The organism is Microbispora sp. H10885 (assembly GCF_014161415.1).
Lineage (GTDB): Bacteria > Actinomycetota > Actinomycetes > Streptosporangiales > Streptosporangiaceae > Microbispora > Microbispora triticiradicis.
On the sequence record NZ_JABBWY010000012.1, the window covers coordinates 154,262 to 179,868 of the forward strand.

The 25,607-nt window shown below is 72.1% G+C and carries 26 protein-coding genes; 19 read left to right on the plus strand and 7 right to left on the minus strand.

From position 1 onward, the window contains the following. Positions 1–49: 49 nt before the first annotated feature. On the plus strand, positions 50–625 hold the full coding sequence (locus HHX37_RS29295; RefSeq protein WP_117409087.1) for a YqgE/AlgH family protein: 576 nt from the start codon (positions 50–52) through the stop codon (positions 623–625). Positions 626–722: 97 nt separating this feature from the next. Here the strand turns inward: HHX37_RS29295 and HHX37_RS29300 are convergent, their stop codons facing one another. Further along, positions 723–2,147, minus strand: a complete 1,425-nt coding sequence (locus HHX37_RS29300; protein WP_182887530.1) for a cellulase family glycosylhydrolase — start codon at positions 2,145–2,147, stop codon at positions 723–725. A 238-nt stretch (positions 2,148–2,385) separates the two neighbouring features. On the opposite strand from HHX37_RS29300, the gene HHX37_RS29305 reads away from it, so the two are divergent. Next, entirely contained in the window at positions 2,386–3,363 is a 978-nt protein-coding gene (locus HHX37_RS29305; RefSeq protein WP_182887531.1) for a leucine-rich repeat domain-containing protein, read from the plus strand. Between the two features lie 22 nt (positions 3,364–3,385). Here HHX37_RS29305 and HHX37_RS37270 read toward each other — a convergent pair whose 3' ends face one another. Further along, entirely contained in the window at positions 3,386–4,027 is a 642-nt protein-coding gene (locus HHX37_RS37270; RefSeq protein WP_182882725.1) for a TetR family transcriptional regulator, read from the minus strand. 134 nt (positions 4,028–4,161) lie between these two features. Here HHX37_RS37270 and HHX37_RS29315 point away from each other — a divergent pair, with 134 nt between their 5' ends. The 6 genes from HHX37_RS29315 (at position 4,162) to HHX37_RS29340 (ending at position 11,296) form a co-directional block, all read left to right on the plus strand. Next, a complete protein-coding gene (locus HHX37_RS29315) occupies positions 4,162–5,724 on the plus strand; it encodes a DHA2 family efflux MFS transporter permease subunit (RefSeq protein WP_117409090.1) in 1,563 nt (520 codons plus the stop codon). Positions 5,725–5,856: 132 nt separating this feature from the next. Then, complete coding sequence (locus HHX37_RS29320) at positions 5,857–6,108, plus strand: DUF3039 domain-containing protein (RefSeq protein ID WP_373868705.1); 252 nt, start codon at positions 5,857–5,859, stop codon at positions 6,106–6,108. Between the two features lie 71 nt (positions 6,109–6,179). Further along, positions 6,180–7,232: a zinc metalloprotease gene (locus HHX37_RS29325; RefSeq protein WP_182887532.1), complete on the plus strand. Its 1,053-nt coding sequence runs from the start codon at positions 6,180–6,182 to the stop codon at positions 7,230–7,232. A 129-nt stretch (positions 7,233–7,361) separates the two neighbouring features. Next, positions 7,362–8,246 (plus strand): hypothetical protein, encoded by an 885-nt coding sequence (locus tag HHX37_RS29330; RefSeq protein ID WP_182887533.1) that lies wholly within the window; start codon positions 7,362–7,364, stop codon positions 8,244–8,246. 382 nt (positions 8,247–8,628) lie between these two features. Continuing rightward, entirely contained in the window at positions 8,629–9,231 is a 603-nt protein-coding gene (locus HHX37_RS29335; protein WP_182887534.1) for a hypothetical protein, read from the plus strand. A 310-nt stretch (positions 9,232–9,541) separates the two neighbouring features. Then, positions 9,542–11,296, plus strand: a complete 1,755-nt coding sequence (locus tag HHX37_RS29340) for a DEAD/DEAH box helicase (RefSeq protein WP_111701866.1) — start codon at positions 9,542–9,544, stop codon at positions 11,294–11,296. Between the two features lie 57 nt (positions 11,297–11,353). Here HHX37_RS29340 and HHX37_RS35955 read toward each other — a convergent pair whose 3' ends face one another. From HHX37_RS35955 to HHX37_RS29360, 4 genes are all read right to left on the minus strand, one after another. After that, on the minus strand, positions 11,354–12,124 hold the full coding sequence (locus HHX37_RS35955) for a hypothetical protein (RefSeq protein ID WP_220503252.1): 771 nt from the start codon (positions 12,122–12,124) through the stop codon (positions 11,354–11,356). Positions 12,125–12,365: 241 nt separating this feature from the next. Continuing rightward, entirely contained in the window at positions 12,366–13,046 is a 681-nt protein-coding gene (locus HHX37_RS29350; RefSeq protein WP_182887536.1) for a hypothetical protein, read from the minus strand. Positions 13,047–13,135: 89 nt separating this feature from the next. Beyond that, positions 13,136–13,708 (minus strand): isochorismatase family protein, encoded by a 573-nt coding sequence (locus tag HHX37_RS29355; protein WP_182882733.1) that lies wholly within the window; start codon positions 13,706–13,708, stop codon positions 13,136–13,138. 64 nt (positions 13,709–13,772) lie between these two features. Beyond that, positions 13,773–15,056 carry a nicotinate phosphoribosyltransferase gene (locus HHX37_RS29360; RefSeq protein ID WP_310740586.1) on the minus strand — a complete coding sequence of 428 codons (1,284 nt, stop codon included), beginning with the start codon at positions 15,054–15,056 and terminating at the stop codon, positions 13,773–13,775. A 39-nt stretch (positions 15,057–15,095) separates the two neighbouring features. On the opposite strand from HHX37_RS29360, the gene clpS reads away from it, so the two are divergent. The 5 genes from clpS to HHX37_RS29385 all read left to right on the plus strand — a co-directional run bounded on the left by clpS (position 15,096) and on the right by HHX37_RS29385 (position 17,840). Beyond that, a complete protein-coding gene (gene clpS / locus HHX37_RS37275) occupies positions 15,096–15,383 on the plus strand; it encodes an ATP-dependent Clp protease adapter ClpS (protein WP_182882734.1) in 288 nt (95 codons plus the stop codon). After that, complete coding sequence (locus tag HHX37_RS29370) at positions 15,383–15,907, plus strand: DUF2017 domain-containing protein (protein WP_117409394.1); 525 nt, start codon at positions 15,383–15,385, stop codon at positions 15,905–15,907. Before clpS ends, HHX37_RS29370 begins: the two co-directional genes overlap by 1 nt. 10 nt (positions 15,908–15,917) lie before the next feature. Beyond that, the gene (locus HHX37_RS29375; protein ID WP_117409395.1) at positions 15,918–16,334 is read left to right on the plus strand and encodes a Mov34/MPN/PAD-1 family protein; all 417 of its coding nucleotides are present in this window, start codon (positions 15,918–15,920) and stop codon (positions 16,332–16,334) included. 279 nt (positions 16,335–16,613) lie between these two features. Continuing rightward, positions 16,614–16,892 (plus strand): MoaD/ThiS family protein, encoded by a 279-nt coding sequence (locus tag HHX37_RS29380; protein WP_182876642.1) that lies wholly within the window; start codon positions 16,614–16,616, stop codon positions 16,890–16,892. Beyond that, a complete protein-coding gene (locus tag HHX37_RS29385) occupies positions 16,893–17,840 on the plus strand; it encodes a PLP-dependent cysteine synthase family protein (protein WP_182876641.1) in 948 nt (315 codons plus the stop codon). It begins immediately after the preceding gene. A 58-nt stretch (positions 17,841–17,898) separates the two neighbouring features. Here the strand turns inward: HHX37_RS29385 and HHX37_RS29390 are convergent, their stop codons facing one another. Continuing rightward, on the minus strand, positions 17,899–19,581 hold the full coding sequence (locus HHX37_RS29390) for a DUF3352 domain-containing protein (RefSeq protein ID WP_182887537.1): 1,683 nt from the start codon (positions 19,579–19,581) through the stop codon (positions 17,899–17,901). Positions 19,582–19,770: 189 nt separating this feature from the next. Between HHX37_RS29390 and HHX37_RS29395 the strand changes: the two genes are divergently transcribed. The 6 genes from HHX37_RS29395 to HHX37_RS29420 all read left to right on the plus strand — a co-directional run bounded on the left by HHX37_RS29395 (position 19,771) and on the right by HHX37_RS29420 (position 25,585). Next, a complete protein-coding gene (locus HHX37_RS29395) occupies positions 19,771–20,565 on the plus strand; it encodes a thioesterase family protein (protein WP_117409399.1) in 795 nt (264 codons plus the stop codon). Between the two features lie 127 nt (positions 20,566–20,692). Further along, positions 20,693–21,529 (plus strand): glutamate racemase, encoded by an 837-nt coding sequence (murI, locus tag HHX37_RS29400; RefSeq protein ID WP_396699189.1) that lies wholly within the window; start codon positions 20,693–20,695, stop codon positions 21,527–21,529. Further along, positions 21,526–22,278 (plus strand): MBL fold metallo-hydrolase, encoded by a 753-nt coding sequence (locus HHX37_RS29405; protein ID WP_117409401.1) that lies wholly within the window; start codon positions 21,526–21,528, stop codon positions 22,276–22,278. The genes murI and HHX37_RS29405 overlap by 4 nt, the downstream gene beginning before the upstream one ends. A gap of 5 nt (positions 22,279–22,283) precedes the next feature. Then, on the plus strand, positions 22,284–23,000 hold the full coding sequence (gene rph / locus HHX37_RS29410) for a ribonuclease PH (RefSeq protein ID WP_117409402.1): 717 nt from the start codon (positions 22,284–22,286) through the stop codon (positions 22,998–23,000). 36 nt (positions 23,001–23,036) lie between these two features. Continuing rightward, on the plus strand, positions 23,037–23,639 hold the full coding sequence (gene rdgB / locus HHX37_RS29415) for an RdgB/HAM1 family non-canonical purine NTP pyrophosphatase (protein WP_182887538.1): 603 nt from the start codon (positions 23,037–23,039) through the stop codon (positions 23,637–23,639). A 47-nt stretch (positions 23,640–23,686) separates the two neighbouring features. Next, positions 23,687–25,585, plus strand: coding sequence for a molybdopterin-dependent oxidoreductase (locus HHX37_RS29420; RefSeq protein WP_310740587.1), 1,899 nt, complete (start codon positions 23,687–23,689; stop codon positions 25,583–25,585). Positions 25,586–25,607 lie beyond the last annotated feature (22 nt).

Below are 25,607 nucleotides of genomic sequence, written 5' to 3' on the forward strand. Positions count from 1 at the left end.
ACCGGGGGCGACGTACACGAATTCGCATTCCTCCCTCATGATGGGATGTATGGCGGAGGCGATCTACGTCGGCGGGTTGCTAGTAGCGACGCCACTGCTCGACGACCCCAACTTCCGGCGTAGCGTCGTGCTCGTGCTGGAGCACGACGAGGACGGCGGCACCCTGGGCGTGGTGCTCAACCGGCCCAGTGAGATCGCGGTGACCCAGGTCCTGCCCTCGTGGGACCCCCTGGTCACCGGTCCTCCGGTGCTGTTCGAGGGAGGCCCGGTGCAGACGGACAGCGCGCTCGCGCTCGCCGTCGTGCTGAGCGGGGAGGAGCCGCTGGGCTGGCGCCGGCTGCAGGGCAGGGCCGCGGTGTCGCGCCTCGGCACGGTGGATCTCGACGCGCCCCCGGAGATCCTGGCCGGGGAGATCTCGCAGATGCGCATCTTCGCGGGCTACGCGGGCTGGACGGCGGGGCAGCTGGAGAACGAACTGCAGGAGGGCGCCTGGTACGTCGTCGACTCGGAGCAGGGGGACACCTTCGATCCCGACCCCTCCGCGCTGTGGCGCACCGTGCTGCGCCGGCAGAAGGGCGATCTCGCCCTGGTCGCCACGTTCCCGGACGACCCGCTGCTCAACTGACCACCGGCCTTCTCGGGGACCCGATCGGCCTGTACGGCGCAGGCCGGGCGCGGTGAGCGCGCCCGGCCTTCGATCATCTTGCAGGGGTCGCCGTGGCTCAGCTCGCGGTGCAGGTCACCGCGGGCACCGGGTTGGCGCCGTTCCAGGAGCCGAGGAAGCCGAACGAGGTGGACGCTCCGGCGCCGAGGCCGCCGTTGTAGCTCACGTTCTTCGCCGTGACCGACGAGCCGCTCGACGTCACCGCGGCGTTCCACGCCTGGGTGACCGTCTGGCCGTTGGCGTACGTCCAGGTGACGGTCCAGCCGGAGATCGCGCCGGAACCGGCCTTGACGGTCACCTCGGCCTGGAAGCCGCCGCCCCACTGGTTCGTGACCTGGTACGTCGCCGAGCAGCCCCGGCCGTTGCCGCTGGGCGACGTGCTCGGAGACGCGCTCGGGGACGCGCTGGGCGACGCGGAGGGGCTGCGGGGCGGGCTCGGGGAGGTGCTGGGGGACGTGCTGGGCGAGCCGGACGGGCTGGCCGACGGGCTCACCGGCGGCCCGCTGTAGATCGTGGCCTCCTTGGCGGTCGACTTGATGCCGTTCGCGCCGTTGAACAGCCGCTGGCCCCAGGAGGTGAGCTGGCCGACGTTGAAGTTCGTGACCTGGTCCAGGTACTCGACGCCGCCGCCGTTGCCGCTCCAGGACCAGCCGAGGTAGCCGATGCCCCGCGACTGGGCCTGGGACATGATCGTGTCCTCGTCCGGGTCGCCGTCAGAGTGCATGTTGCCGAACTCGCCGATGACCAGCGGGAGGTTCGCGGTCTGGAACGCCTGCAGATAGCCGGTGATCTCGGCCGCCGTGTCGAAGACGCCGTACATGTGGATCGAGAAGACGGTGTTCTTCTGGGTGTCGCTCGCGAAGACCGAGGCGGCGTTGTCGCGCATGACGAACTGCCAGTCCTGGCCCCAGTTCGGCGCGTCCACCATGAGCAGGTGCTGGAACCCGGCGGCGCGCATCCGGACGATCGCGTTCTTCGTCGCGGTGGTCCAGGCGGACGGGTTGTTGTTGCCGTACGGCTCGTTGCCGATGTTGATGACGACGTAGTTCTCCTGGCCGGTCAGCACGCTCTTCAGGCCGACCCAGTAGTCGACGGCCTGGTCGAGCGTGTACGCCCCGCTCTGCTCGGCGTATCCGGTGGTGTCGTGGTTCTCCAGCACGCAGATTAACCGGTTCTGCTTGCACAGCGAGATGACGTTGGCGACGTCGCTCGCCGAGTTGGCCGTCCAGCGGCCGCCGCTCAGCACGACGCGCACGGTGTTGGCGCCCAGCGACTTGATGTTCGCGAACGAGCCCGTCTGGCTCGCGTACCAGGTGTGCGCGTGGCTGGTGCCGCGCATCACGAAGTTGTTCCCGTTGGCTTCGACGATTTTCGTGCCGCTGACGTGGAGGCCGGTCGCGGCCTGTGCGGTCTGGTTCATCGCGGCCACCGACAGCAGGAGGGCGAGTAGTGCCGCGCCCACGGCGATGAGACGTGTCTTCATTCTGTACCTCGGGTGGGGGAGCGACGCCGTTGGGAGCGCCTCCGGCACCATAGGCGGCACGGCCCGGGACCGTACAGGAGACGGACCGGCGTGGCCGCCGGGCGGGCCCGCCGCAACTGAACCGGTTCGGCGGGATGGGCCGCCGGACCAGCGCGATCGCTTCCCGTCCCCCTCACCTGGGCCGCCGCGACCCGATGAAACGTTCACCGGCCGCGCGGCCGCCGGTAGGGTCGCGGACATGCCCGAACCCGGTTGGCCGCCCCAGGAGGCCGTGCGGCTCGCCGGCGGTGTCCCGGTCGCCCTGGTGGCGGCCGACGCCGGGCTGTCGTCGCTGCCGGCCGCCGTGCGGGGGGTGGAGACGCTCCGGCACATCGACCTCGACGGGAACGCGCTCACGTCGCTGCCCGGATGGATCGCGCGGCTGGAACGCCTGCGGGTCCTGTGGCTCTACGGCAACCGGATCACGGCCATCCCGCCCGAGCTGGGGAATCTGACCGCGCTCGAACACCTCGGCCTCGGACGCAACGCGCTGACCTCGGTGCCCGCCGCGCTGTGGCGGCTGAGCCGGCTGCGGTCGCTCAACCTCGCCGAGAACGAGATCGCCGATCTGCCTCCCGGCCTGGCCCGTCTGGGCGCGTTGCGCATGCTCGACCTGGGGCACAACCGGCTCCGTGAAGTGCCGGCGGAGATCGGGGACCTGCCCGGCCTGACCGACTACCTCTACCTGAGCGACAACGGGCTCACGACGGTTCCCGCCTCACTCGGACGGCTCGACCGGCTCGGCTACCTCAACCTCGCCGAGAACCGGCTGGCGGAGCTGCCCGCGTCGATCGGCGGCATGGCGGCCCTGCACGAGTTGCGCGCGCACGACAACCGGCTCACCGAGCTGCCGGAGACGATCGGCCGCCTGACCGGGCTGCGCGAGCTGCACCTCAGGAACAACCGCCTCACCGCGCTGCCCGAGTCGATCGGAGGGCTGAGCGGGCTGCGCCATCTGGACCTGCGGGGCAACCCCCTGGAACGGCTACCTCGGTCCGTCGTGGGGCTGACGCGGCTGACCCACCTCGACCTGCGGGCGACCCGCCTCACCGCGCTGCCCGCGGGGCTGGCGGAGCTGCCGCTGCTGGAGAAGCTCGACCTGCGCTGGGTCAAGTTCGACGAGGCGCCCGCCTGCGTCCGGCCGCTGCGCGAGCGCGGCTGCGTCGTCCTCCTGTGAGTCGTCCTCCTGCCGGGGGCCCTCAGCGCGGAGGCGGAACGACTCCGGTCGTCCCGGGGCGTACGGGCAGGTCCCAGCCGGGGCGGAGGGAGCGCTCGGCGAGCGTGAGCAGGTCCTCGTACCGCCGCGCCATGTCGCCCAGGTCCTCCGTCGGCCCGTCCAGGCAGATCAGGCCGATGCCGACGAACAGCGACACGACGAACTGCGGCTGGAGGTCGTCGGGCGGGAGTCCCATCCTGCGGGCCACTTCGGCGACGAGCCTGCGCTCGCTCTCCCGCACCAGCCGCATGCCCCCGGCGAGCAGGGACGGGGTGGAGTGGATGAGCCGGCGGGCCTTGACGATCCTGCCCGTCTCCACCTCGTCGAGCTCTCGTAGGATGCCCAGCATGGCCCGCATCGACTGACTCAGCGCCGTGAACGGCGACTCCGACTCCGGGCGGGTGACCAGTTCGGCGAGGAACATCTCCTGCTCCTCGGCGGTCAGCGAGAGCGCCACGTCCTCCTTCGAGGCGAAGTAGCGGAAGAACGTCCTCGACGACACGTCCACCTCGGCGGCGATCTGCTCGACCGTGGTCGCCTCGTAGCCCCTGGTGAGGAAGAGGTCGAGGGCCGCGTCGACCAGGGCGTCCCGGGTGCGTTGCTTCTTGCGCTCGCGGAGCCCCACGGCGTCACCTCCTCGAAAACTGCCGGTAGCAACCTGCAGATGTCACCGTATGTCGGATAAAAGGATTTGTCATCTGTCATGGACTGACACTAAATTGCCAGGGGTCTGCTCAGTGGTGCTTAGGGGGAACCTCGATGACACAAGCCGTATCGGTGGACGCGGACGCGCCTCCAGGACGGGGCCAGGGACGTCCGTGGCTCACGCTGCTCGCCGTCTCGCTCGGCGTGATCATGGTCATGCTGGACGGCACGGTCGTGGCCATCGCCAACCCGGTGATCCAGGTCGAACTCAAGGCGACGCTGTCGGACCTGCAATGGGTGACCAGCGGTTACCTGCTCGCGCTCGCGGTCTTCCTGATCACGGCGGGCAAGCTCGGCGACCTCTTCGGGCACAAGCGGGTCTTCCTCGCCGGCGTGGCCGGCTTCGCGCTGACCTCGCTGGCGATCGGCCTGTCGTCCTCGGTGGGCATGCTGATCGCGCTGCGGGTGCTGCAGGGACTCTTCGGCGCGCTGCTCCAGCCCGCCGCGCTCGCGTTGCTCAGGTCGGCGTTCCCCGCCGAGAGGCTGAACATGGCCATGGGCGCGTGGGGCGCGATCATCGGCCTGTCGAGCGCGGGCGGCCCGATCATCGGCGGCCTCCTGGTGGAGAACGTGAGCTGGCAGTCGGTGTTCTTCGTCAACGTGCCGGTCGGTGCGGCGGCCCTGGCGTTCGGACTGTGGGCCCTGCGGGAGAGCAGGGCGCAGGCGCTGTCCCGGGTCGACTGGCTCGGCGTCCTGCTGCTGTCGGTCGCGATGTTCGACCTGGTGTGGGCCATCATCAAGGCGCCCAGCTGGGGCTGGGGCGACGTGCGCACCCTCGCCTTCCTGGCCGCCACCGTGGTGTTCGGCGCGCTGTTCGTGTTCTGGCAGTCCAGGGTCCGCGAGCCGCTGCTGCCGCTCAGCCTGTTCCGCAACGCGTCGGTCTCGATCGGCACCGTGCTGATGATCCTGATGGCGTTCTCGATGTTCGGCGCGATGTTCTTCCTCACGTTCTTCTTCCAGGGCGTGCACGGGCTCACGCCGCTCGACTCCGGTCTGCGCATGCTGCCCATGAGCGCCGGCATGATCGTCGCCTCGCCCATCGCCGGCGTCCTCATCGGCAAGCTCGGCCCGAAGATCACCATCGCGGGCGGCATGGTGATCAGCGCGGTCGCGATGTTCCTCATGTCGCGGCTCAGCGTGGAGGCCGCCTTCGCCGACACCGCGATCCCGTTCGTGCTGCTCGCGTTCGGCCTGTCGCCGGTGTTCGTCGGCGCCACCGAGATCATCGTCGGCAACGCGCCGGAGGAGCTGAGCGGCGTCGCCGGCGGTGTGCAGAACTCCGCCATGCAGGTCGGCGGCGCGCTCGGCACCGCCATCCTCGGCGCGATCGTGTCCGCCAGGGTGGCCGACGTGCTGCCCGGCCACCTCGGCCCGGCCGCGGCGGCCGTGCCGCCCGAGCAGATGGGCCTGCTGGAGGCCGCCGCGTCGGTCGGCGCCGCCCCGCCGGGGACCGGCCCCCTCGCGAAGGTGCTGGCGGACGCCTCACACCTGTCCTTCATGGACGGCCTGCACCTCGGCTTCCTCGTGAGCACGGCGGTCGCCCTGCTCGCCGCGGCCCTGGCCCTGTTCGTCCGGGCCGGCCGCAAGACCGAGGGCGCCCCGGTCCACCTGGGCTGACGGCACGCCGTCCGCTCCTCGTACGGCCCCCGCCACCACGCGGGGGCCGTACGCGTCTCCGGCGCGAGGGCGGCCCGCCGCGCGCGTCCGCGGACCGAGGGGAGCGCGCCCGCTGCAATAGACTTGGTCCTCGTGAGCGGCACGAAGATTCTTCCCGAGAGCGACGTAACACCCCGGCTCTCGCACGGCGACGGCGACCACGAGCGCTTCTCGCACTTCGCCGACAAGAACAAGATCACTGAGAGCTACGTGACCGGTGCGCCGGTGCGAGCCCTGTGCGGCAAGGTCTGGGTGCCCAGCCGCGACCCGAAGAAGTATCCGGTCTGCCCGGAGTGCAAGGAGATCTACGAAGGGCTGCCCAAGGGCGAGCCGCCCGCCGAGTGAGTGTCGGTACGGGATGACCTTCCCCCCGACGGCTAACGTCAGCCTTCTGACCAGCCGTATCGGGGGAAAGAATGGTTCGGCGACCCATCGCCGTCGTCCTCGCATGCCTGTACGCGCTGGGCGGCGTCCGCGCCGCCCCGGCGTCCGCCGCCTCCCCGCAGGCCGCCCGGCCGGATGACTGCCCTGCGGCGGCCCGGACCGGCGTCGCGCGGCGCCCGGGCGCGGAAACCGCCCTTCCTCGGCGGCTCACGCACGCGATGGAGCCGCGCGACCCCGGACCGGGCGAGGCCGCCCGCATGTCGGCCGATCTCGACCGCAGGCTCCGCGCGGCGGAGCGGAGCGGCGCCGCGGGTCTCTCCCGGCGCGACCCGGGCGCCGTCGAGCGGATCACCGTCCCGGTGTGGGTGCACATCGTCAGGGACGGCGCGCTCGGTCTGCCCGACGCCGCCGTGGCCAGGCAGATCGCCGTGCTCAACACCGCCTACTCCGGCGGATACGGGGGCGCCGACACCGGGGTCAGGTTCGAGCTCAAGGGCGTCACCCACACCGACAACCGCGCCTGGTTCCGCGACCCTCTGGGATACGAGGAGCCGCTGAAGGAGAAGCTCCGCACCGGCGGGCCCGAGACGCTCAACCTCTTCATCGCCCAGATGAGCCGGCTCGTGCTCGGATACTCCACCTATCCCTACTGGTACAAGGACGACCCCGGCCTCGACGGAGTGGTCGTCGACTGGCGGAGCGTGCCCGGCGGCCCCCTGCGCGACTTCGCCAGGGGCTTCACCGCCGTCCACGAGATCGGCCACTGGCTCGGCCTGCTGCACACCTTCGAGAACGGCTGCGCCGCACCGGGCGACTCGGTGGACGACACCCCCGCCGAGGCCCGGCCGACCACCGGCTGCCCGCCGAGGAAGGACAGCTGTCCCGCGCAGGGGAACGACCCGACGCACAACTTCATGGACTACTCCCAGGACCGGTGCATGCGCGAGTTCACCCCGGGCCAGGCCGTACGGATCCGGCAGATGTGGGACGTGTACCGCCGGCCGGGTCCGCGGGGCGCCGACCCGGAGGTGACGTCGGACGCTCTCGCCGCACCGCCCGATGACGAATCGGCCGGGAGGCGTTGACGCGGCGGCGCGTGTGTGAATAACTCCCAGCAGCGTTCACGGTCACAGGGCTCCGCGGGTGGCCCTGACCGCTCCGTCGCTCGCCGGTTCCGTCCCACGCACGCCCGGCCAGGTCGCCCGGGAGGCTTTGTGGATGACGAGTGGACCCGCCGGGTCTGGCCGCCCGCCGAGCAACCCTCCGGCCGGGGCGAGGCGGGCCCAGACACCACCGGCAGGGGCCTCACGCGTCCGTACGGCGTGCCGGGAGCGGGCGGGGACGCGGGGGCGGAGGGCGCCTCCGGCCGGCACCGCCCGGCGCGCGACGGGCGCGAGCGCACGGCCCCGTACGGCGCGCCGGTCTCCGGGCGGGCGACGGCCGAACCCTCCGTGTGGCCGCTCACATCGCCCGGCGAGGAGGAGGACGAGCTTCCGCCCGCCGCCCGCCGGTACGGCGCGCCCGCCACGCCGCCCCGGCGCATGCCCCGATGGCTGGGGCGGCTCCTGGTGGGCGGCCTGGCGCTGGCCTGCTCGGCGGCGGTCATCGGCGCGGTGGTGGTCACGGTCCTGAACCGGGCCGAGCGCGTGCCGCCCACCGTGATCCACGACCAGGTCGCCGGGGTCGCCTACACCCTCCCGCCCGAGTGGCGTGAGGGGGTGGTCGCCCCGGTGAGCGGCTTCACCACCGTCGCCGCGCGGGGGGACAGCGCCACGGTCATGGCCCGGCCGGGCGACCCGGTCGATCCGCCCGGCCTCCGCTCGGAGGTCATCGACCTGAGCGACCTCTACGCCCGCCTGCTGCTGCACGGTGACAAGGTCGAGGTGCTCGACGACCGCGCGGTGACCGTCGGCGGGCGGCCGGGCCACACGCGGGCCGTACGGGCCGAGTACAGCGACGTCGTGAACGAGCCCGCCTTCATGCGGGTGACCCTGCTGACCCGGTCCGACGGCGGCAGCACGGTCCTGCTCGGGCTGGCGCACCCCGACCAGCCGCGGTCCCGCGCCGAGATCGAGGGCCTCATGTGGGGCGCCCGCTGACGCCGTGGACCGATCCGCCGGGCCTTCTCCGTACGGCGGATTCGGCACGCCGCGTGCCAGGAAAATGGCATCTTGGCGGCGTTCTGCCCGATATAGCGACTCAATCGGAAAAAGGGTTGTCATAGCAGTCGCGCGCTCTGTCCCGTATGCCCGGGCGGATGATTATATGAATGGGCGCGTGCTCGGTCGGCGGATCCGTCGTATGATGCGGGGAATCGCGACAATCGCCGGAACGGCTTTGAGATAGGCGTAACATCTGTTTGCCGGTATCCGATAAGTGGCTCGCTGCCCGCGTTTCTCCGGACGGGTATCTTCGAGGTCGCATCGCACGAAAAACGCGGTGACCCGGAAAGACCAATTCTCACCATGGGGGGAAATCAAATTGATTTCTCGTAGGAGCAGCTCTGCCTCTGGTTCGCGTGGCGCCGGTCGCCTGCTGACCTGGTCCGCCGCGGTGGCGGTGACCTGCGCGACCGTGGGGCTGTCGGGCTCGATCGCGGCGAGCGCCACCTCGACGAAGACCACCCCGGTCGCGCATGGGGCGAGTCCGCAGGGCGGGGAGAAGAGCTTCATTCCCCTTCCGCGCCTCGACTCGACCAACATCATCACGACCTTCAGCGTGCTGCCGGCGGCGGGCACCACCACAAGCGTGGTGCCGCTCAGCTCGCAGACCTTCACCGGTTCGGCCCGCAGGGGCCACGTGTTCGTCAACGACGGCACGTCCTGGGCCGACCTCACCTCGGTGTTCTCCCCGGGCTTCCTGTACGACGTGACCCTGGCGCCGTCGCCGAGCACCACCCTGCTGGGCACCGGCGGCGTTCTGAGCAGCCTCACCGCCAGCGGCATTCCCGTGGGGCGGCTCAGGGTCACCGTGCGGAAGGCCGACGGCAGCATCTTCGTCTCCGACTGCAGCGTCGCGAACACGAGCGGCGCCTCGACCCTGCCGCTGACCGCCTCGGACTGCACCACGCCGGCGCGTCTGTGACGACGGGCTGACCGACGCCGGGGCGGGTGGTCCGCGGATGCCTGGGGGCTCCGCGGGCCGGCCGCCTCGTGCGTGCCCGCCGTCCCGGCCTGGGCCGCGATCCTCCTGGTCCGTGGCTCCGGCCGGTGCGGATCGGGCCACGTCCGACGGCGGTCCGTTCCGGAGCTGTGGGGATTCCCACACCATGCGATTTCGGACCACCATGCGTGTGGTCGGCGCGTTCTGTCGGTGTGGCGGGCTACTCTGATGGCACTGTGAGGGAGCGAACCGATAGAGACACCAGTGTTCCGATGAGTTCGGGGAGGCGTCGTTGAGCGTTTCGGCCGCGTCCCACCTCTCCCCGTCCTACCCCGACAGAGCCGCCTGGGGGACCGCCCCCAAGCTGCGTGCCTGGCAGCAGGAGGCCTACGACCTCTACGTCCGGCGCGAGCCGAGAGACTTCCTGACCGTCGCCACCCCCGGCGCCGGCAAGACGACGTACGCGCTGCGGATCGCCAGCGAACTGCTCAGCCGCGGTGTCGTGCGCGCACTGACCATCGTCACGCCGACCGAGCACCTCAAGCGGCAGTGGGCCGACGCGGCGGCGCGGGTCGGGATCGGCATCGACCCCGAGTTCAAGAACAGCCAGGGCGCGACCTCCCGCGACTACACCGGTGTCGCGGTCACCTACGCCCAGATCGCGATGCACCCGGCGCTGCACCGTGCCCGCACCGAGGCGCGCAAGACCTTGGTGATCTTCGACGAGATCCACCACGCCGGTGACGCCAAGTCGTGGGGAGACGGCGTCCGCGAGGCGTTCGAGCCGGCGACCAGGCGGCTGGCGCTGACCGGCACGCCGTTCCGGTCGGACGAGAGCCCGATCCCGTTCGTCACCTACGTGGAGGACGGCGAGGGCGCCCTGCGCAGCGTCGCCGACTACTCCTACGGGTACGGCCCGGCCCTGGGCGACGGCGTCGTCCGGCCGGTCATCTTCCTCGCCTACTCGGGGGAGATGAAGTGGCGCACGCGGGCCGGAGACGAGATCGCGGCCACGCTCGGCACGCCGCTGACCAAGGACCAGCTCTCCCAGGCCTGGCGCGCCGCGCTCGACCCGAAGGGCGACTGGATCCGCCAGGTCATCCACGCCGCCGACCGCAGGCTCACCGAGGTCCGGCGCGGCGTCCCGGACGCCGGCGGCCTGGTCATCGCCTCCGACCACGAGTCCGCCCGGGCGTACGCCCGGCACATCCGGACCGTGACCGGCGAGGGCGCGGAGGTCGTCCTCTCCGACGACCCCGGCGCGTCCAAGAAGATCAAGGACTTCGCCACCTCCGAGCGGCGCTGGCTGGTCGCGGTCCGGATGGTCTCCGAGGGCGTCGACATCCCCCGGCTGTGCGTCGGCGTGTACGCCACGAGCACCTCCACCCCGCTGTTCTTCGCCCAGGCCGTCGGGCGGTTCGTGCGCGCCCGCAAGCGCGGCGAGACGGCGTCGGTGTTCCTGCCGTCGGTGCCCGTCCTGATGGGCCTGGCGGGGGAGATGGAGACCGAGCGCGACCACGTGCTGGGCCGCCGCCGCGACGAGGACGGCCTCGACGACATGCTGCTGGAGCAGGCGCAGCAGGAGAAGAAGCAGCCCGACGCGCTCGGCGACGAGCTGCCCTTCCAGACCCTTGAGGCGTCCGCGACCTTCGACCGGGTGCTGTTCGACGGCGGCGAGTTCGGCACCGCCGCCGCCCCCGGCTCGCCGGAGGAGGAGGACTTCATCGGCCTGCCCGGCCTGCTGGAGCCCGACCAGGTGGCGTCCCTGCTGCGTAAGCGTCAGGCCGACCAGCAGGCGGCGATTCGCAAGACCCGCAAGGGCGAGGAGCAGGCGCCGGCCCTCGCGCCGCACGAGCAGCTCGCGGAGCTCCGCAAGGAGCTCAACGGCCTCGTCGGGGCGTGGAACCACCGCACCGGCCAACCGCACGGCGTCATCCACGCGGAGCTGCGCCGGGCCTGCGGCGGGCCCGCCATCGCCCAGGCCACCGCCGAGCAGGTCCGCGAGCGGATCGCGATGATCCGCAAATGGGCCACCCAGCGCAGGTGACCCCGCCTCGGCCCTCGGTCCGCCGCCCCTCACAGGGCGGCGAACCGAGGGACGCCGTCAGCTCGCGCCGGGCGTGACCCCAGACCCCGAGGCGTGCCGGACCTGGGCGGACAGGCCGTCCAGCCGCTCGAGGATGGCCTCGAACATCGCCGCGTTGGACGCCGCCATCCGGTCCATCCGGTCACTGAGCCCGTCGACCCGGTCGTGGAGGCTGTCGACGCGCTGGGTGAGGTGGTCGACTCGGTCGTTGAGGCCGTCGACGCGCTCGGTGAGGTGCTCGACGCGTTCGGTCAGCCCGTCAACCCGGTCGTTGAGTCCGTCGACTCGTTTTGTGAGGTCGTCGAAGCGTTGGGTCAGGCCGTCGACGCGTTCGTTGAGGGTGTCGACGCGCTGGGTGAGTCCGTCGACGCGTTCGGTCAGCCCATCGACTCGGTCGCTGAGCCCGTCGACCCGGTCGTGGAGGCTGTCGACGCGCTGGGTGAGGTGGTCGACTCGGTCGTTGAGGCCGTCGACGCGCTCGGTGAGGTGCTCGAATCGGACGTTGAGCGCCTCGACGTTGCGGTCCAGGCGGCTGATCTCGCCGTCGATGCGGTCGAGCCGGATGGTCACGACGCCCATCTGCCGCTTGAGGATGCCGACGTCCGCTCTCGTCTCCGCGGCGACCAGCTCCACCCGGAGCAGGCGGTCGCTCATCGTATCGATCTTGTCCCAAGTCATCTGCATCGCGTCGTACGCGTGCTCTGCCGCCTGCTTGCGGCAATGGACGCTGAGTTCCATGAAGTCATTCTCCAAGCGCTTGACGCGTTGTTTGAGGGTGGGCATGGCCATGGGGCGTCCTCCAACTTTAGGGCAGCGCTGCCGGGGTGCGCTGCGAAGGCGGGGTGCGCGGAGGACATTGCTATCAGGTTCGAACCGTCATGGGAGGGCGAGAATTCAGGAAATTCGCCGCGCGTCCTGGGCGGGATAAGGGTTGTCCATACCGGTGTATGAATGGCCACCGGAAGCGGGAGCGGCGCGTGTGTTTTTTCCTACCGGCACCGGGAAGCCGAGAAACGCGAATCGCCATTCACTAGGACATGTGCGACCTGAGTGGAATTCGGTCGCCGGTGTGGCCGTCGATGGCGACGTAGCGGCGATGGTGCCGGGTGGCCGGGCTCAGCCGGAGGCTGAGGGAGGCGACGCCCCCCTCCACGCGTATCGGGACGCGGTGCGTCCCCTCCTGGCGCCCGTCCTCCGCGCCCTCCCGCACCCAGATGCGCAGGCGGTGCCCGGCCTGGTGCACCGCCACCGTCGCGGTGTCGCACTGCCCCGTGGTGGCGGGCCAGTAGACGGTGAGGCCGTGCAGGGCCCGCCCGCGGAATGACAGCCGTACGGCGTCGGGGGTGGCGACGCGCTCGTCGCAGGCGGACCCGCCGCTCGCCGCGGGCGGGGGTGACGCCGGCGAGGTGGCGGGGCCCGCCGGGCCGCCCGGCGCCTCCCGCCCGCTCTGGCCGTCCGTCTCGTCCTGCCCGGGTGCGGCCGGCGGGCGCTCCTTCGGCGTGGCGGCGCCGGTGTCGCGGACGGCGACCGTCTGCGCGGGCGTCGCCTCGGGCCTCTGGGCGAACCCCAGGGCGATCGTGACCGCCTGCAGCGCCGCCAGGGTCAGCGCGCCCGCGGCGCGAAGCGCACCGCGGTGGCCGCGGCCGAAGAGCAGCCAGACGCAGACCGGGGTGAGGACGAGCCAGCACAGGCCGAGCGAGAACGCGAACATCGGGCCGCCAATCCACGAAGGGTCGTCACTCCAGGTAATACACCCGTGACGCTTCGTGGTGAAGGAATTGACGTCCGGCGCGGCGTGGATCAGGACTGGAGGACGGGCTCCCCGGTGAGCTCCACGCCGGCCTCGGCGAGCCGGGCGAGCGCCGCCTCGGTCGTCTCCCTGGCGACGCCGGCGGTCAGGTCCAGCAGGACCCGTACGGAGAAGCCGCCGGCCGCCGCGTCGAGGGCGGTGGCCCGGACGCAGTGGTCGGTGGCGATGCCGACCACGTCGACGGCCTCCACTCCCCGTTCACGCAGCCACGCGGCGAGCCCGACGCCGTCGGCGGTGGCGCCCTCGAACCCGCTGTAGGCCGCCTGCCGCGCCCCCTTGCTGAAGATCTCCTCGACCTTCGCCGTGTCGAAGGCCGGGTGGAAGTCGGCGCCGGAGGTGCCGACCACGCAGTGCGGCGGCCAGGTGTCGACGTAGTCGGGCTCGGCGGCGAAGTGCGGTCCGGGATCGACGTGGTAGTCACGGGTGGCCACCACGTGGTCGTACCCGTGTTCGTCGACGTGGCGGCCGATCGCGGCGGCCACCCCGGCGCCCCCGCCGACCGGCAGGCTGCCGCCCTCGCAGAAGTCGTTCTGCACGTCCACGATGATGAGCGCGGTCTTCATGGGGTCACCTCACAGTGGCGATCACGGAGGACCGGCGTCGTCCTCATGCGCCGGTCCTCCGCGATCACTTGAAGATAGTAGGGACTGCGGGGTCTCCAGGGGAGAGGCTGCGGGCTTCGAGTGGCAACTCCGCCGAAGTCGCCCGGTGGCGCTCGCGGGCGGTCAGCAGGCTCTCCCGGCCCACGACCTTGCCGTCCCGGACGAGTTCGGCCAGCAGCGGGCGGTCCTCGGACTCCACCGGCTCGCGGGTGATCACCTCGGCGGTGGCGGTGCCGCCGCCGGTCCTGCGGTAGGCCCACTTGCGGCCGCCGACGCTCGGCTTGCCGACGGACGCCTTCGCGACCGGCTGGAGGACGCCCGACGCGTCCTCCCTGGCGACCAGCTTGTAGACCAGGCTGGCCGTCGGGTGGCCCGACCCGGTGGACAGGGCGGTGCCGACGCCGTACGCGTCGACCGGCGCCGCCGCCAGCGCGGCGATCGCGAACTCGTCCAGGTCGCTGGTGACGACGATCCGCGTCCGGTCCGCGCCCAGGTCGTCGAGCAGGCGGCGCACCTCGACGGCCACCACGGCGAGGTCGCCGGAGTCGATGCGGACCGCGCCGAGGTCCGGCCCGGCCAGCTCCACCGCCGTCCGTACGGCCCTCGCCACGTCGTAGGTGTCCACGAGCAGGGTGGTGCCGAGCCCGAGGGACTCGATCTGGATCCGGAAGGCCTCCGCCTCCGAGTCGTGCAGCAGGGTGAACGCGTGGGCGGCGGTGCCCGCGGTCGGCACGCCGTACAGGTGACCGGCCATGAGGTTGGAGGTGGAGGCGAAGCCGCACAGGTAGGCGGCCCTGGCGGCGGCGACCGCGGCGTACTCGTGGGTGCGGCGCGAGCCCATCTCGATCAGCGGCCGGTCGCCGGCCACCTGCGCCATGCGGGAGGCGGCGGCGGCGATCGCGCAGTCGTGGTTGAGGATCGACAGGATCAGCGTCTCCAGCAGCACGGCCTCGGCGAAGGTCCCCTCCACCACCATGATCGGGGAGCCGGGGAAGAACGCCTCGCCCTCGCGGTAGCCGTACACGTTGCCGGAGAAGCGGTAGCCGGCGAGGAAGTCGCCCGTCGGCCCGTCCACGATCCCGGCGGAGCACAGGAACTCGATGTCCTGCTCGTCGAAGCGGAAGTCCTCCAGCGCGTCGAGGAACCGCCCGGTGCCGGCCACCACGCCGTAGCGCCGTCCTCCGGGCAGCCGCCTGGCGAACACCTCGAAGACCGCCCGCCGGTGCGCCGCACCGCCCGCCAGCGCGGCCTGGAGCATCGTCAGTTCGTACTGGTCGGTCAGCAGGGCCGTGCCCGTGGTCATGCGCACGTGTCGAAGACTACGACGGTCGTGGTGCAGGATGGTTACGTGGGTAGCACAGCTCCAGCCGAGGTAGAGCGTCCGTCGTCGGACGTGCGCCCCGATCTGCCGTGGCTCACGATCGTGTGGAACGACCCGGTCAATCTCATGTCGTACGTCACGTACGTCTTCCAGACCGTGTTCGGTTATCCCCGGCAGAAGGCCGAGAAGCTGATGATGGACGTCCATCACAAGGGCAGGGCCGTGGTCTCCAGCGGCACCCGGGAGGAGATGGAGCGGGACGTGCAGATACTCCACTCCTACGGCCTGTGGGCGACCGTCCAGCAGGACAGATGATGAGCACGGGATTCAAGGCGGCACGCGACGGCGTCTCGATCCACCTCGACGCGGGCGAGGTGTCGATCCTGCGCTCGCTGGTGTCACAGGTGCTGGGCCTGGTGGAGCCGGGCACCACGGGGGACGACCCGCTGGAGCGCGCGCTCGGCATCGGCTCGGCCACCCCGCCGGACGACCCCGTGCTCGCGCGGCTGTTCCCCTCGGCGTACGCCGAGGACGACGAGGCGGCGGGGGAGTTCCGGCGTTACACGGAGGCGACGCTGCGCGACGGCAAGCGGGCCGACGCGACCACCCTGCTGGAGACGGCGGCGCCGGGGCGGCTGACGCTGACCGCGGAGCAGGGGCAGGCGTGGCTGCGGGCGCTCAACGACGTCCGCCTCGCGCTCGGCGTGCGCCTGGAGGTGACCGAGGAGGTCCACGAGGAGATCGCCTCGATGTCCGAGGACGACCCGCGTTATCCCGCGTTCGTGACCTACGACTGGCTCACCTACCTGCAGGACAGCCTCGTCCGGGCCCTTTGGTAGGTTTTCCGGCATGCTGACGATCTCACGCGAGCTGGTCGACAGGATCGTGGCCCACGCGCGGGCCGATCACCCGGACGAGGCGTGCGGCATCGTGGCCGGGCCCGCCGGATCGGACCGTCCCGAGCGCTTCGTTCCCATGGAGAACGCCGAGCGGTCCCCGACGTTCTACCGCTTCGACTCCATGGAGCAGTTCCGGGTGTGGCGGGAGATGGACGACAGGGACGAGGTGCCCGTCGTGATCTACCACTCCCACACCGCCACCGAGGCGTACCCCTCCCGTACGGACATCGGTTACGCCTCCGAGCCCGACGCCCACTACGTGCTGGTCTCGACCGCCTCCGAGGAGGAGACGCCGTTCCGGTCGTTCCGGATCAATGACGGGGTTGTGACGGAGGAGGACGTCAAGATCGTCGAGGCGTACGGTTAAACTTGAACCATGCCTTACGATGACGCTCGTCCTGTGTCGTCACCGGCTGTCCTGATGCGCCGGGTACGCCCGGAATCTCCTGTTCAGGCGTTCCTCTTCGCGCACACGCCGTCCGTCGTCGTCTACGACTGTCGCTGAGCCCCGGCCGGCTGCCGCCGCCCGGCTGGAATCGCCGCCCGTCCCGCCATGTTCCATCCAGATGAACGGACGCGCCCGGCGGACGTGAGTAAACGGACGCCCACCACAACGACGACCACAGATCAAGGAGATTGAGCCGAGATGGCCATCGAGGTCCGCATTCCTACCATCCTCCGCAGCTACACCGATGGCGCCAAGGCGGTCAACGCCAAGGGATCGACCCTCGAAGAGCTGTTCGGCGACCTGGAGTCGCGCCACCCCGGCCTGAAGAGCCGGCTGGTGGACGAGTCGGGGCTGCGCCGTTTCGTCAACGTCTACCTCAACGACGAGGACGTGCGCTTCCTCGGCGGGCTCGGCACCCCGGTCGCCGACGGCGACACCGTGACCGTGCTCCCGGCCGTCGCGGGCGGAGCGCGCTAGATGCGCTTCGACTCGCTGATCGACTCGGTCGGGCACACCCCGCTGGTGGGGCTGCCCCGGCTCTCGCCGTCCGCCGACGTGCGGATCTGGGCGAAGCTGGAGGACCGCAACCCGACCGGGTCGGTCAAGGACAGGCCGGCGCTGTGGATGATCGAGCAGGCCGAGAAGGACGGGCTGCTCACGCCGGGCTGCACGATCCTGGAGCCGACCTCCGGCAACACCGGCATCTCGCTGGCGATGTCGGCCCGGCTCAAGGGCTACCGGCTGATCTGCGTCATGCCCGAGAACACCTCGGAGGAGCGCCGCCAGCTGCTGCGCATGTGGGGCGCGGAGATCATCTCCTCGCCGGCCGCGGGCGGCTCCAACGAGGCCGTACGGGTGGCCAAGGGCCTGGCGGCCGAGCATCCCGACTGGGTGATGCTCTACCAGTACGGCAACCCGGCGAACTGGCGCTCCCACTACGAGTCCACCGGGCCGGAGATCCTCGCGGACCTGCCGGGTGTGACCCACTTCGTCGCCGGGCTCGGCACGACCGGCACGCTCATGGGCGTCGGGCGCTACCTGCGCGAGCAGGTGCCGGACGTGAAGATCGTGGCCGCCGAGCCGCGGTACGGCGAGCTGGTCTACGGCCTGCGCAACGTGGACGAGGGGTTCGTCCCCGAGCTGTACGACGCGTCCGTGCTGACCACCCGCTACTCGGTGACCTCCGCCGACGCGTTGCGGCGCACCCGTGAGCTGCTGGCGTCCGAGGGCATCTTCGCCGGCATCTCGACCGGCTGCGCCCTGCACGCGGCCCTCGGCATGGCCCGCAAGGCCGTGGAGGCGGGGGAGCGGGCCGACATCGTGTTCATCGTGGCCGACGGCGGGTGGAAGTACCTGTCCACCGGCGCCTACGAGGGCACGCTCGACGAGGCCGAGGACCGCCTGGAAGGCCAGCTCTGGGCCTGACTCCGGCCCGCCGCCGCGCCACCCGCCGGACGGCGGCGCGGCCGTGCGGGCCGGGGGCTCAGTCGAACACGACCCTGAGGGTGAAGCTCGACCCGGCCTCGCCGGAGGTGCCGCTCAGGCCGACCGCCCGCAGCTTCTCCAGGTCCCGCCGCCCGGCGTCCCCGGCGCCGCTCAGGTACAGCTTCTCCAGCCGGTCGAGGTCGGCGTACACCGCGTAGGTGGCGTTCCCGGCGTCCGGGACGGCCAGCCGGAACGTCTCGGACTCGGCGAGCGCGCCGCCGCCGCCCAGCGTGGCGGCGTACTCCGGGGTCGTCGCGAGCACGAACCGGCCGTCGCCGCTCGCGGTGGCGAAGTCCGCCGGCCGCTCGATGCCGTCGAGGTAGGCCTTCACCCTGTCCACCACGTCCTGGGCCTTGGCGGCGTCGGTCGTGAGCACCGCGCCGAAGTGGGGCTGGGAGCCGTCCAGGCCCCGCTCGTCGAGGGCGAGCGTGAGGTTCCTGCCCAGCAGCGTCACCAGGTCGTCCGGCAGGGACAGGCCGTACTGCCGCGCCGCGTCGAGCGTCTCGGCGTACGGCCCGCCGCCCGCGCCGTTCGCCGCCCGCTCGATCGAGGGCCACTGCTCACGCAGCAGGTCGCCCAGGCCGGAGAACGAGGCCGCCGCGACCGTGGACGCGGGCAGCTCGCCGATCCGCACCGGCTCGGGACGGCCCGGCGCCGTCTTCCCGCCGCGGGTGATCCCGGCCAGCTCCGCGTAGTCGCCGGAGAACCGGAGGGCGCCGGCGAAGCGCATGTCCTTGACGCGGTCGAGCAGCGGCTCCGCGCCGTTCCGCGACGGCCACGCGGCCTCGGCGACCTTCTCCACGTCGGCCCAGAACGACAGCACGCCCGGCTCGCCCAGCGTGCGGAGGTCGTCGGCGAAGCGGGGCTCGCCGGACAGCGGCGCCGCCGTGACGTACCGGTCGGCCAGCTCCTGGGTCGGGGCGATGACGGCGTACCCGTCGCGGAACGCGAGGCCGCCCTTCCCGTCGCGCAGGCCGAGGCGCGCGATGCCCTCTCTGGCCGCCGCCTCGTCCTTGACCTGTACGGCGATCGCCCCTACGGGGTCGCCGCCGCCGGCCGAGGGGAGCACCGCGAGGCCGACGCGGTCGCCCAGCCACGGCTCGACGTCCCTGGCGTAGTCGACCTTCGCGAGGCCGGAGCCGTCCTTCCCCAGGGCGTTGACGAGTGCCTCGCGCGGGTCGTCGCCGCCGACGACGTCCCGGGTGGCGGAGAACCTGCGGGCGATGCCGAACAACGCGAGCTTCTGGTCGGCGGAAGGATCGAGGTCGAGCCGGACGTAGGCGATCGCGTCCGCGGGCAGCACGTCCTGCGGCTGGGTGCCGCCGCCGCTGAGCTTCGAGGCGGCCCACACGCCGCCCCCGCCGACCACTCCGACGAGCACGGCGGCGACGAGCGCGAGGATCCAGCCGCGTGCTCCCCGCCGACCCTTTGGAGCCGGAGCCGGAGCCGGCGCGTGCGGCGGCGGTTCGGCCACAGTGGTGAAGCCGATCTCCTCCTGCTCGCTCCAGCCGGGCAACCGTACGGTGTGCGCCTCCCGGGCCGAGGGGCGAGGGAACCGGTAGGAGATGGTGCGGTCGAGGTCGCTCTCGTCACGCGGGCTCCACGGGCCCGACGCCGGTTCGGTGTGTCGGGGGTGCGGAGTCCGGGGGTCCGGCTGCCGGGGGGAGCGGTCGGCGGGCATTGGCTCACTCACTAGCGTCGTCGGGTCGTACGCCCGGAGGCGTCGTCGCCCGGAGGTTAGGAGCGGCCGCTAGAAGGGCGCTTGCAGCCCGCTTGACCGTCGCGCTCAGGTGATCCCCGTCCGCTGCGGCGGAGAGCGCCACGCTACAGTAACCAGCAGAACATCATTCGGTAGAGCGGCGAGGGGCGCATGACCAAGTTCGACGAGGCCACGCGGGCGATCCGGGTCGACGACACCACCTACGACGTGTGTCTCGACGACGGATACTCGATGGGCGGGCCGCTGAACGGCGGCTACCTGATGGCCACCGTGCTGCGCGCGGTGGCGGACGCCTCGGCGCATCCGCACCCGGTGTCCACCAGCGCCCACTTCCTGCGGGTGGCCCGGCCGGGCCCGGCCCAGGTCGTGCTCGACCAGCTCAAGTCGGGCCGTACGGCGGCGATGACCCGGGCGCGGCTCGTGCGGGACGGCGAGGCGTTCGTCGAGATGCTCGTCGCGACCGCCACGCTCGACGGGTCGGCGGACCCGGACTGGTCGGACGGCCCTTCGGTGGCCATGCCCGGCCTGGCGGACTGCGTGCGCCTGCCCGATCCGAAAGCGGCGTCGGCCATGAACTTCAGCGCGCGGATGGAGATGCTGTTCGACCCGCCCACGATCGGCTGGCTGACCGGGGAGCCCACCGGGCGGCCCGAGTCGCGGGCCTACTTCCGGCTGGCCGAGCCGCAGGACCCCGACCCGTTCGTGCTGGCGATGGCGGTGGACGCGCTGCCGCCGGTCGTGTTCTCGGCGGGGGCGCGGGGCTGGGCCCCCACGGTCGAGCTGACCTGGCACCTGCGCGCCCTGCCCGCCCCGGGGTGGCTGACCCTCATCGGCGGCGGGCGGCTGATCAGCGACGGCTGGTTCGACGAGGAGGTCGAGGTGTGGGACTCGGCGGGCCGGCTGGTCGCCCAGTCGCGCCAGCTCGCCCGGCTCGGCCGCGGCTGAGCCCTGCCCTGTCGCCGGGCCTCCGGCGCGGCGGCGCTGCCCTGTCGCCGGGCCTCCGGCGCGGCGGCTCGCGATGTGAGCTTTCTTACCGCCGGTGGCCGGGACCGGTCCCCTAACCTTGGGAAGCGTGCCGGAGGACAACAGCAGGGCGATCGGGATCTTTGACAGCGGGGTGGGCGGCCTGACCGTCGCCCGGGCGATCATCGACCAGCTGCCCCACGAATCGATCTTGTATGTGGCCGACACGGCCAACCAGCCGTACGGGCCCAAGCGCATCGCCGAGCTCCGCGCGTACGCGCTGGAGGTGATGGACCACCTGGTCGAGCACGGGGTGAAGATGCTGGTCATCGCGTGCAACAGCGCCAGCTCCGCCGTGCTCAGGGACGCCAGGGAGCGATACGACGTCCCCGTCGTCGAGGTGATCCAGCCCGCCGCGCGGCGGGCCGTGCGGGCCACCGGGAACGGCAGGGTCGGCGTGATCGCCACGCGGGCCACCATCGAGTCGATGGCCTACCACGACGCCTTCGCCGCGGCCCCCGACGTCGAACTGGTCGCGGTGGCCACCCCCCTGCTGGTGGAGTTCGTCGAGCGCGGCGAGACGATGAGCGACGACCTCATCGAGGTGGTCCGGGGCTACCTCAAGCCGATCCAGGACGCGGGCTGCGACACGCTGATCCTCGGCTGCACCCACTATCCGCTGCTCACCGGCGCGCTGTCGTACGTCGCCGGGGACGGGGTCACGCTCGTGTCGAGCGCCGAGGAGACCGCCAAGGACGTCTACCGGATCCTGCACGACCGGGGGCTGTCCAACGGCGCGGGCCGGCCGAGGCACCGCTTCCGGGCGACCGGCGACACGGAACTGTTCGAACGGCTCGGCCAGCGGTTCCTCGGCCCGGAGCTGCAGTCGGTGGAGCGGACCGCCCCCGGGCTCGGCGAGGCGACCGGCGTGGGGAGTCCGAGATGAAGCTGACCGTCGTCGGGTGCTCGGGCAGCTTCCCCGGCCCAGACAGCCCGTCCTCCTGCTACCTCCTCGAAGCCGAGGGCTTCCGGATGCTCGTCGACTTCGGCAGCGGGTCGCTGGGCGCGCTGCAGCGGCACGCCGGGCTCTATGACGTCGACGCCGTCCTGCTGTCCCACCTGCACGCCGACCACTGCCTCGACCTGTGCGCCTACCACGTCGTACGCACCTACACCCCGGACGGCCCGCTGCCGAAGATCCCGGTGTACGCCCCCGCCGGAGCGTCCAAGCGGCTCAACGCGGCGTACGCCATGCCGGACGAGCCGGTGCTGGAGAACTCCTTCGACTTCCTGCGGCTGTCACCCGGCACACGGCACGTCGGCCCGTTCGAGGTGACGGCCGCCCCCATGAACCACCCCGTGGAGACGTACGGCTTCCGCGTGTCCAGCAGGGGCCGTTCGGTGGCGTACTCGGCGGACACCGGGGAGTCGGCCGAACTGGTCAAGCTCGCCCACGACGCCGACGTGCTGCTGTGCGAGGCCTCCTTCCTCGACGGGCCGGACCTCACGCCCGGCCTGCACCTCAGCGGCAGGCAGGCGGCCGAGCACGCCGCGCGGGCCGGGGCGGGCACGCTCGTCCTCACCCATCTCGTGCCGTGGTACGACAAGGCCCGGGTCCTGGAGGACGCCTCGCGCGGCGGTTTCGACGGGCCGATGGAGTTGGCACGGAGCGGCGCCGTGTATGACCTAGGGTGACCCGTATGGCTCGTTCACACGGTCGTCGATCCGACCAGCTACGCCCCGTGACCATCACCCGGAACTGGCTCGCCCACGCGGAGGGCTCCGTACTGGTGGAGTTCGGGGGCACCAAGGTGCTGTGCGCCGCGACGGTCGAAAGCGGCGTGCCCCGCTGGCGCAAGGGCAGCGGGCTGGGCTGGGTGACGGCCGAGTACGCCATGCTGCCCCGGTCGACCAACACCCGCACCGACCGCGAGTCGGTCCGCGGCAAGATCGGCGGGCGCACCCACGAGATCTCCCGGCTGATCGGCCGCTCCCTGCGCGCCTGTGTCGACTACAAGGCCCTGGGGGAGAACTCCGTACTGCTGGACTGCGACGTGCTGCAGGCCGACGGCGGCACCCGCACCGCCGCCATCACCGGCGCGTACGTCGCGCTGGCCGACGCGATCACCTGGATGCGGCAGCGCCGGATGTGTCCCGGCGACCCCCTGGTGAACTCGGTCGCCGCCGTCTCGGTCGGGATCGTCGGCACCGAGCCCATGCTCGACCTCGACTACAGCGAGGACGTCAAGGCCGAGACCGACATGAACGTGGTGATGACCGGCAGGGGCGACTACGTGGAGGTCCAGGGCACGGCCGAGGGCACGCCCTTCGACCGCACGACGCTCAACGGCCTGCTCGACCTCGCCGCGAGCGGCTGCGCCGACCTCACCCGCCTGCAGACCGAGGCCCTCTCCTAACCTGACGAGCACCTGACGAGCACCGAGGACGAGAGCATGAACAAGGTGGTCCTGGCCACCCGGAACGCCGGGAAGATCGTCGAGCTGCGCCGGATCCTCGCCGACGCCGGCGTGCCGGTCGAACTGCTGGGCCTGGAGGCCTTCCCGCACATCGGTGACGTGGCCGAGACCGGCCTCACCTTCGCCGAGAACGCGCTGCTCAAGGCGCACGCGGTCGCCTCGCAGAGCGGCCTGCCCGCCGTCGCCGACGACTCCGGCCTGTGCGTGGACGCGCTGAACGGCATGCCCGGCATCTTCTCCGCCCGCTGGTCGGGCCGCCACGGCGACGACGACGCCAACCTCGACCTCCTGCTGGCGCAGATCGGCGACGTGCCGGACGGCCGCCGCCAGGCCCACTTCGCCTGCTGCGCGGCGCTCGCGCTGCCGAACGGCGAGGAGCACGTGGTGGAGGGGGCCATGCACGGCTTCCTCATCCGGGAGCGGCGCGGCACGGGCGGCTTCGGCTACGACCCGATCTTCGTGCCGGACGGCGACACCCGGACGACCTCGGAGATGTCGGCCGGGGAGAAGGACGCGATCAGCCACCGGGGCAGTGCCTTCCGCGCGCTGGCCGCGGTGATCGGTCAGGTCGTCTCGTAATCGCGCCGTAAGACCGCCGGGGCGGGGGCGGGCGTAGCGTTCGGATCGTGAACGCAGAAGGCATCCGCGAAGGCGCCCGCGAAGGCAGCGGCGTGCCCGCCTGGGCCGCCGTCCTGACCGGTCTCGTCGCCGCCGGGGTGGCGCTGGGGGCGGCCCAGCTCGTCGCCGGTCTGGTCGACCCCGCCGCGGCGCCGGTCGTCGCGGTGGGCGGCGCCGTGATCGACGCCACGCCCGCCGGTCTGAAGGAGTGGGCGATCCGCACGTTCGGCTCCGCCGACAAACCGGTGCTGCTGACCGGGATCGTCGTGGTGCTCGCGCTCGTCGCCGCCGGCCTGGGACTGCTCGCCCGCCGCCGGACCGCGTACGGCATGGCGGGGCTGGCCGTTTTCGGGCTCGTCGGCGCCGCCGCGGCGCTGTCCCGGCCGGACGCGGGAGCGGCGCACGTGCTGCCCTCGCTCGCGGGGGCGGCGGCCGGGGCGTACGCCCTCTCGCGGCTGTGGCGCCGGGCCACGCGGAGCGACGAGGACGAATACGTCACCGCCAGCAGGGCCGCCGACAGGGTCTCCTACAGGGCCTCCTACAGGGCCGCCGAGGTGCAGAGCCGCACGCCGGCCCAGCCGGTCGGCGACGCCGGCCCGGTCGGCAGCCCGGCCAGCTCGGTCAGCCCGGCCGAGCCGGTCAGGGAGGCCGAGCGGGTCAGCGGCCCGGCCAAGCCGGCCGTGATGCGGGCGGGAACCGTGTCGCCCGGCCCTGTGTCACTCGCCCCCGCGTCGCCCGGCCCTGTGTCACTCGCCCCCGCGTCGCCCGGCCCTGTGTCACCCGCCCCCGCGTCGTCCTCCACGCCGTTTTCCGCGCAGCCCGCCGAGCCGTACGCCTTCGACCGGCGCAGGCTGCTGAACGGGGTGGCGGCGGGCGTCGTGGTCGCGGGGGCCGGCGGGTTCGGCGGATGGCTGCTGTCCGGGCGCAAGAACGGCGAACTGGCCAGGCGCGGCGTGGCGAAGATCCTCCCGCGTGCGGCGCGACCGGCCGCGCCCATCCCGGTCGGGGCGGACCTGCGCATCTCGGGCCTCACCCCCTTCGTGACCCCGAACGCGGACTTCTACCGGGTGGACACCGCTCTCGTGGTGCCGACGGTGGACCCGGCCCGCTGGACGCTGAAGATCCACGGACTGGTGGACCGGCCGGTCGAGCTGACCTTCGCCGACCTGCTCAAACGGCCGCTGACGGAGGCCGACGTCACGCTGACGTGCGTGTCCAACGAGGTCGGCGGGTCGTACGCCGGCAACGCGCGCTGGCTCGGCGCGCGCCTGGCCGACGTGCTGCGCGACGCCGGGATCCGGCGCGAGGCCGACATGCTGCTCAGCGTCTCCGAGGACGGCTGGACCTGCGGCACACCGGTCGACGTGGTCATGGACGGCCGGGACGCGCTGCTGGCCGTCGCGATGAACGGCGAGGTGCTCCCCGAGGAGCACGGCTTCCCGGTCCGTCAGGTCGTCCCCGGCCTGTACGGGTACGTCTCGGCGACCAAGTGGGTCACCGAGATCAGGGTCACCCGGTTCGACCGGGACGAGGCGTACTGGACGCCCCGCGGCTGGGCCGCGAAGGGCCCCATCAAGACCCAGTCGAGGATCGACCTGCCGCGCGGCGGGGACAAGGTGCGGGCGGGCCGTACGACCGTGGCGGGCGTGGCCTGGGCCCAGCACCGGGGGATCGACGCGGTGGAGGTCCGGGTGGACGGCGCCGGATGGCGGCAGGCGAAGCTGGCGGACGTCACGGGCCCCGACACCTGGCGGCAGTGGTCGGCCGAGGTGGACCTGACGCCGGGCAGGCACACGATCTCGGTGCGGGCCACCGACGCCACCGGCTACACCCAGACCGCGGACGAGGCGCCGCCCGCGCCGGACGGCGCGACCGGGTATCACTCCATCACCGTCACGGCCCGCTGAGGCGCTCACAACGGGCCGGGTC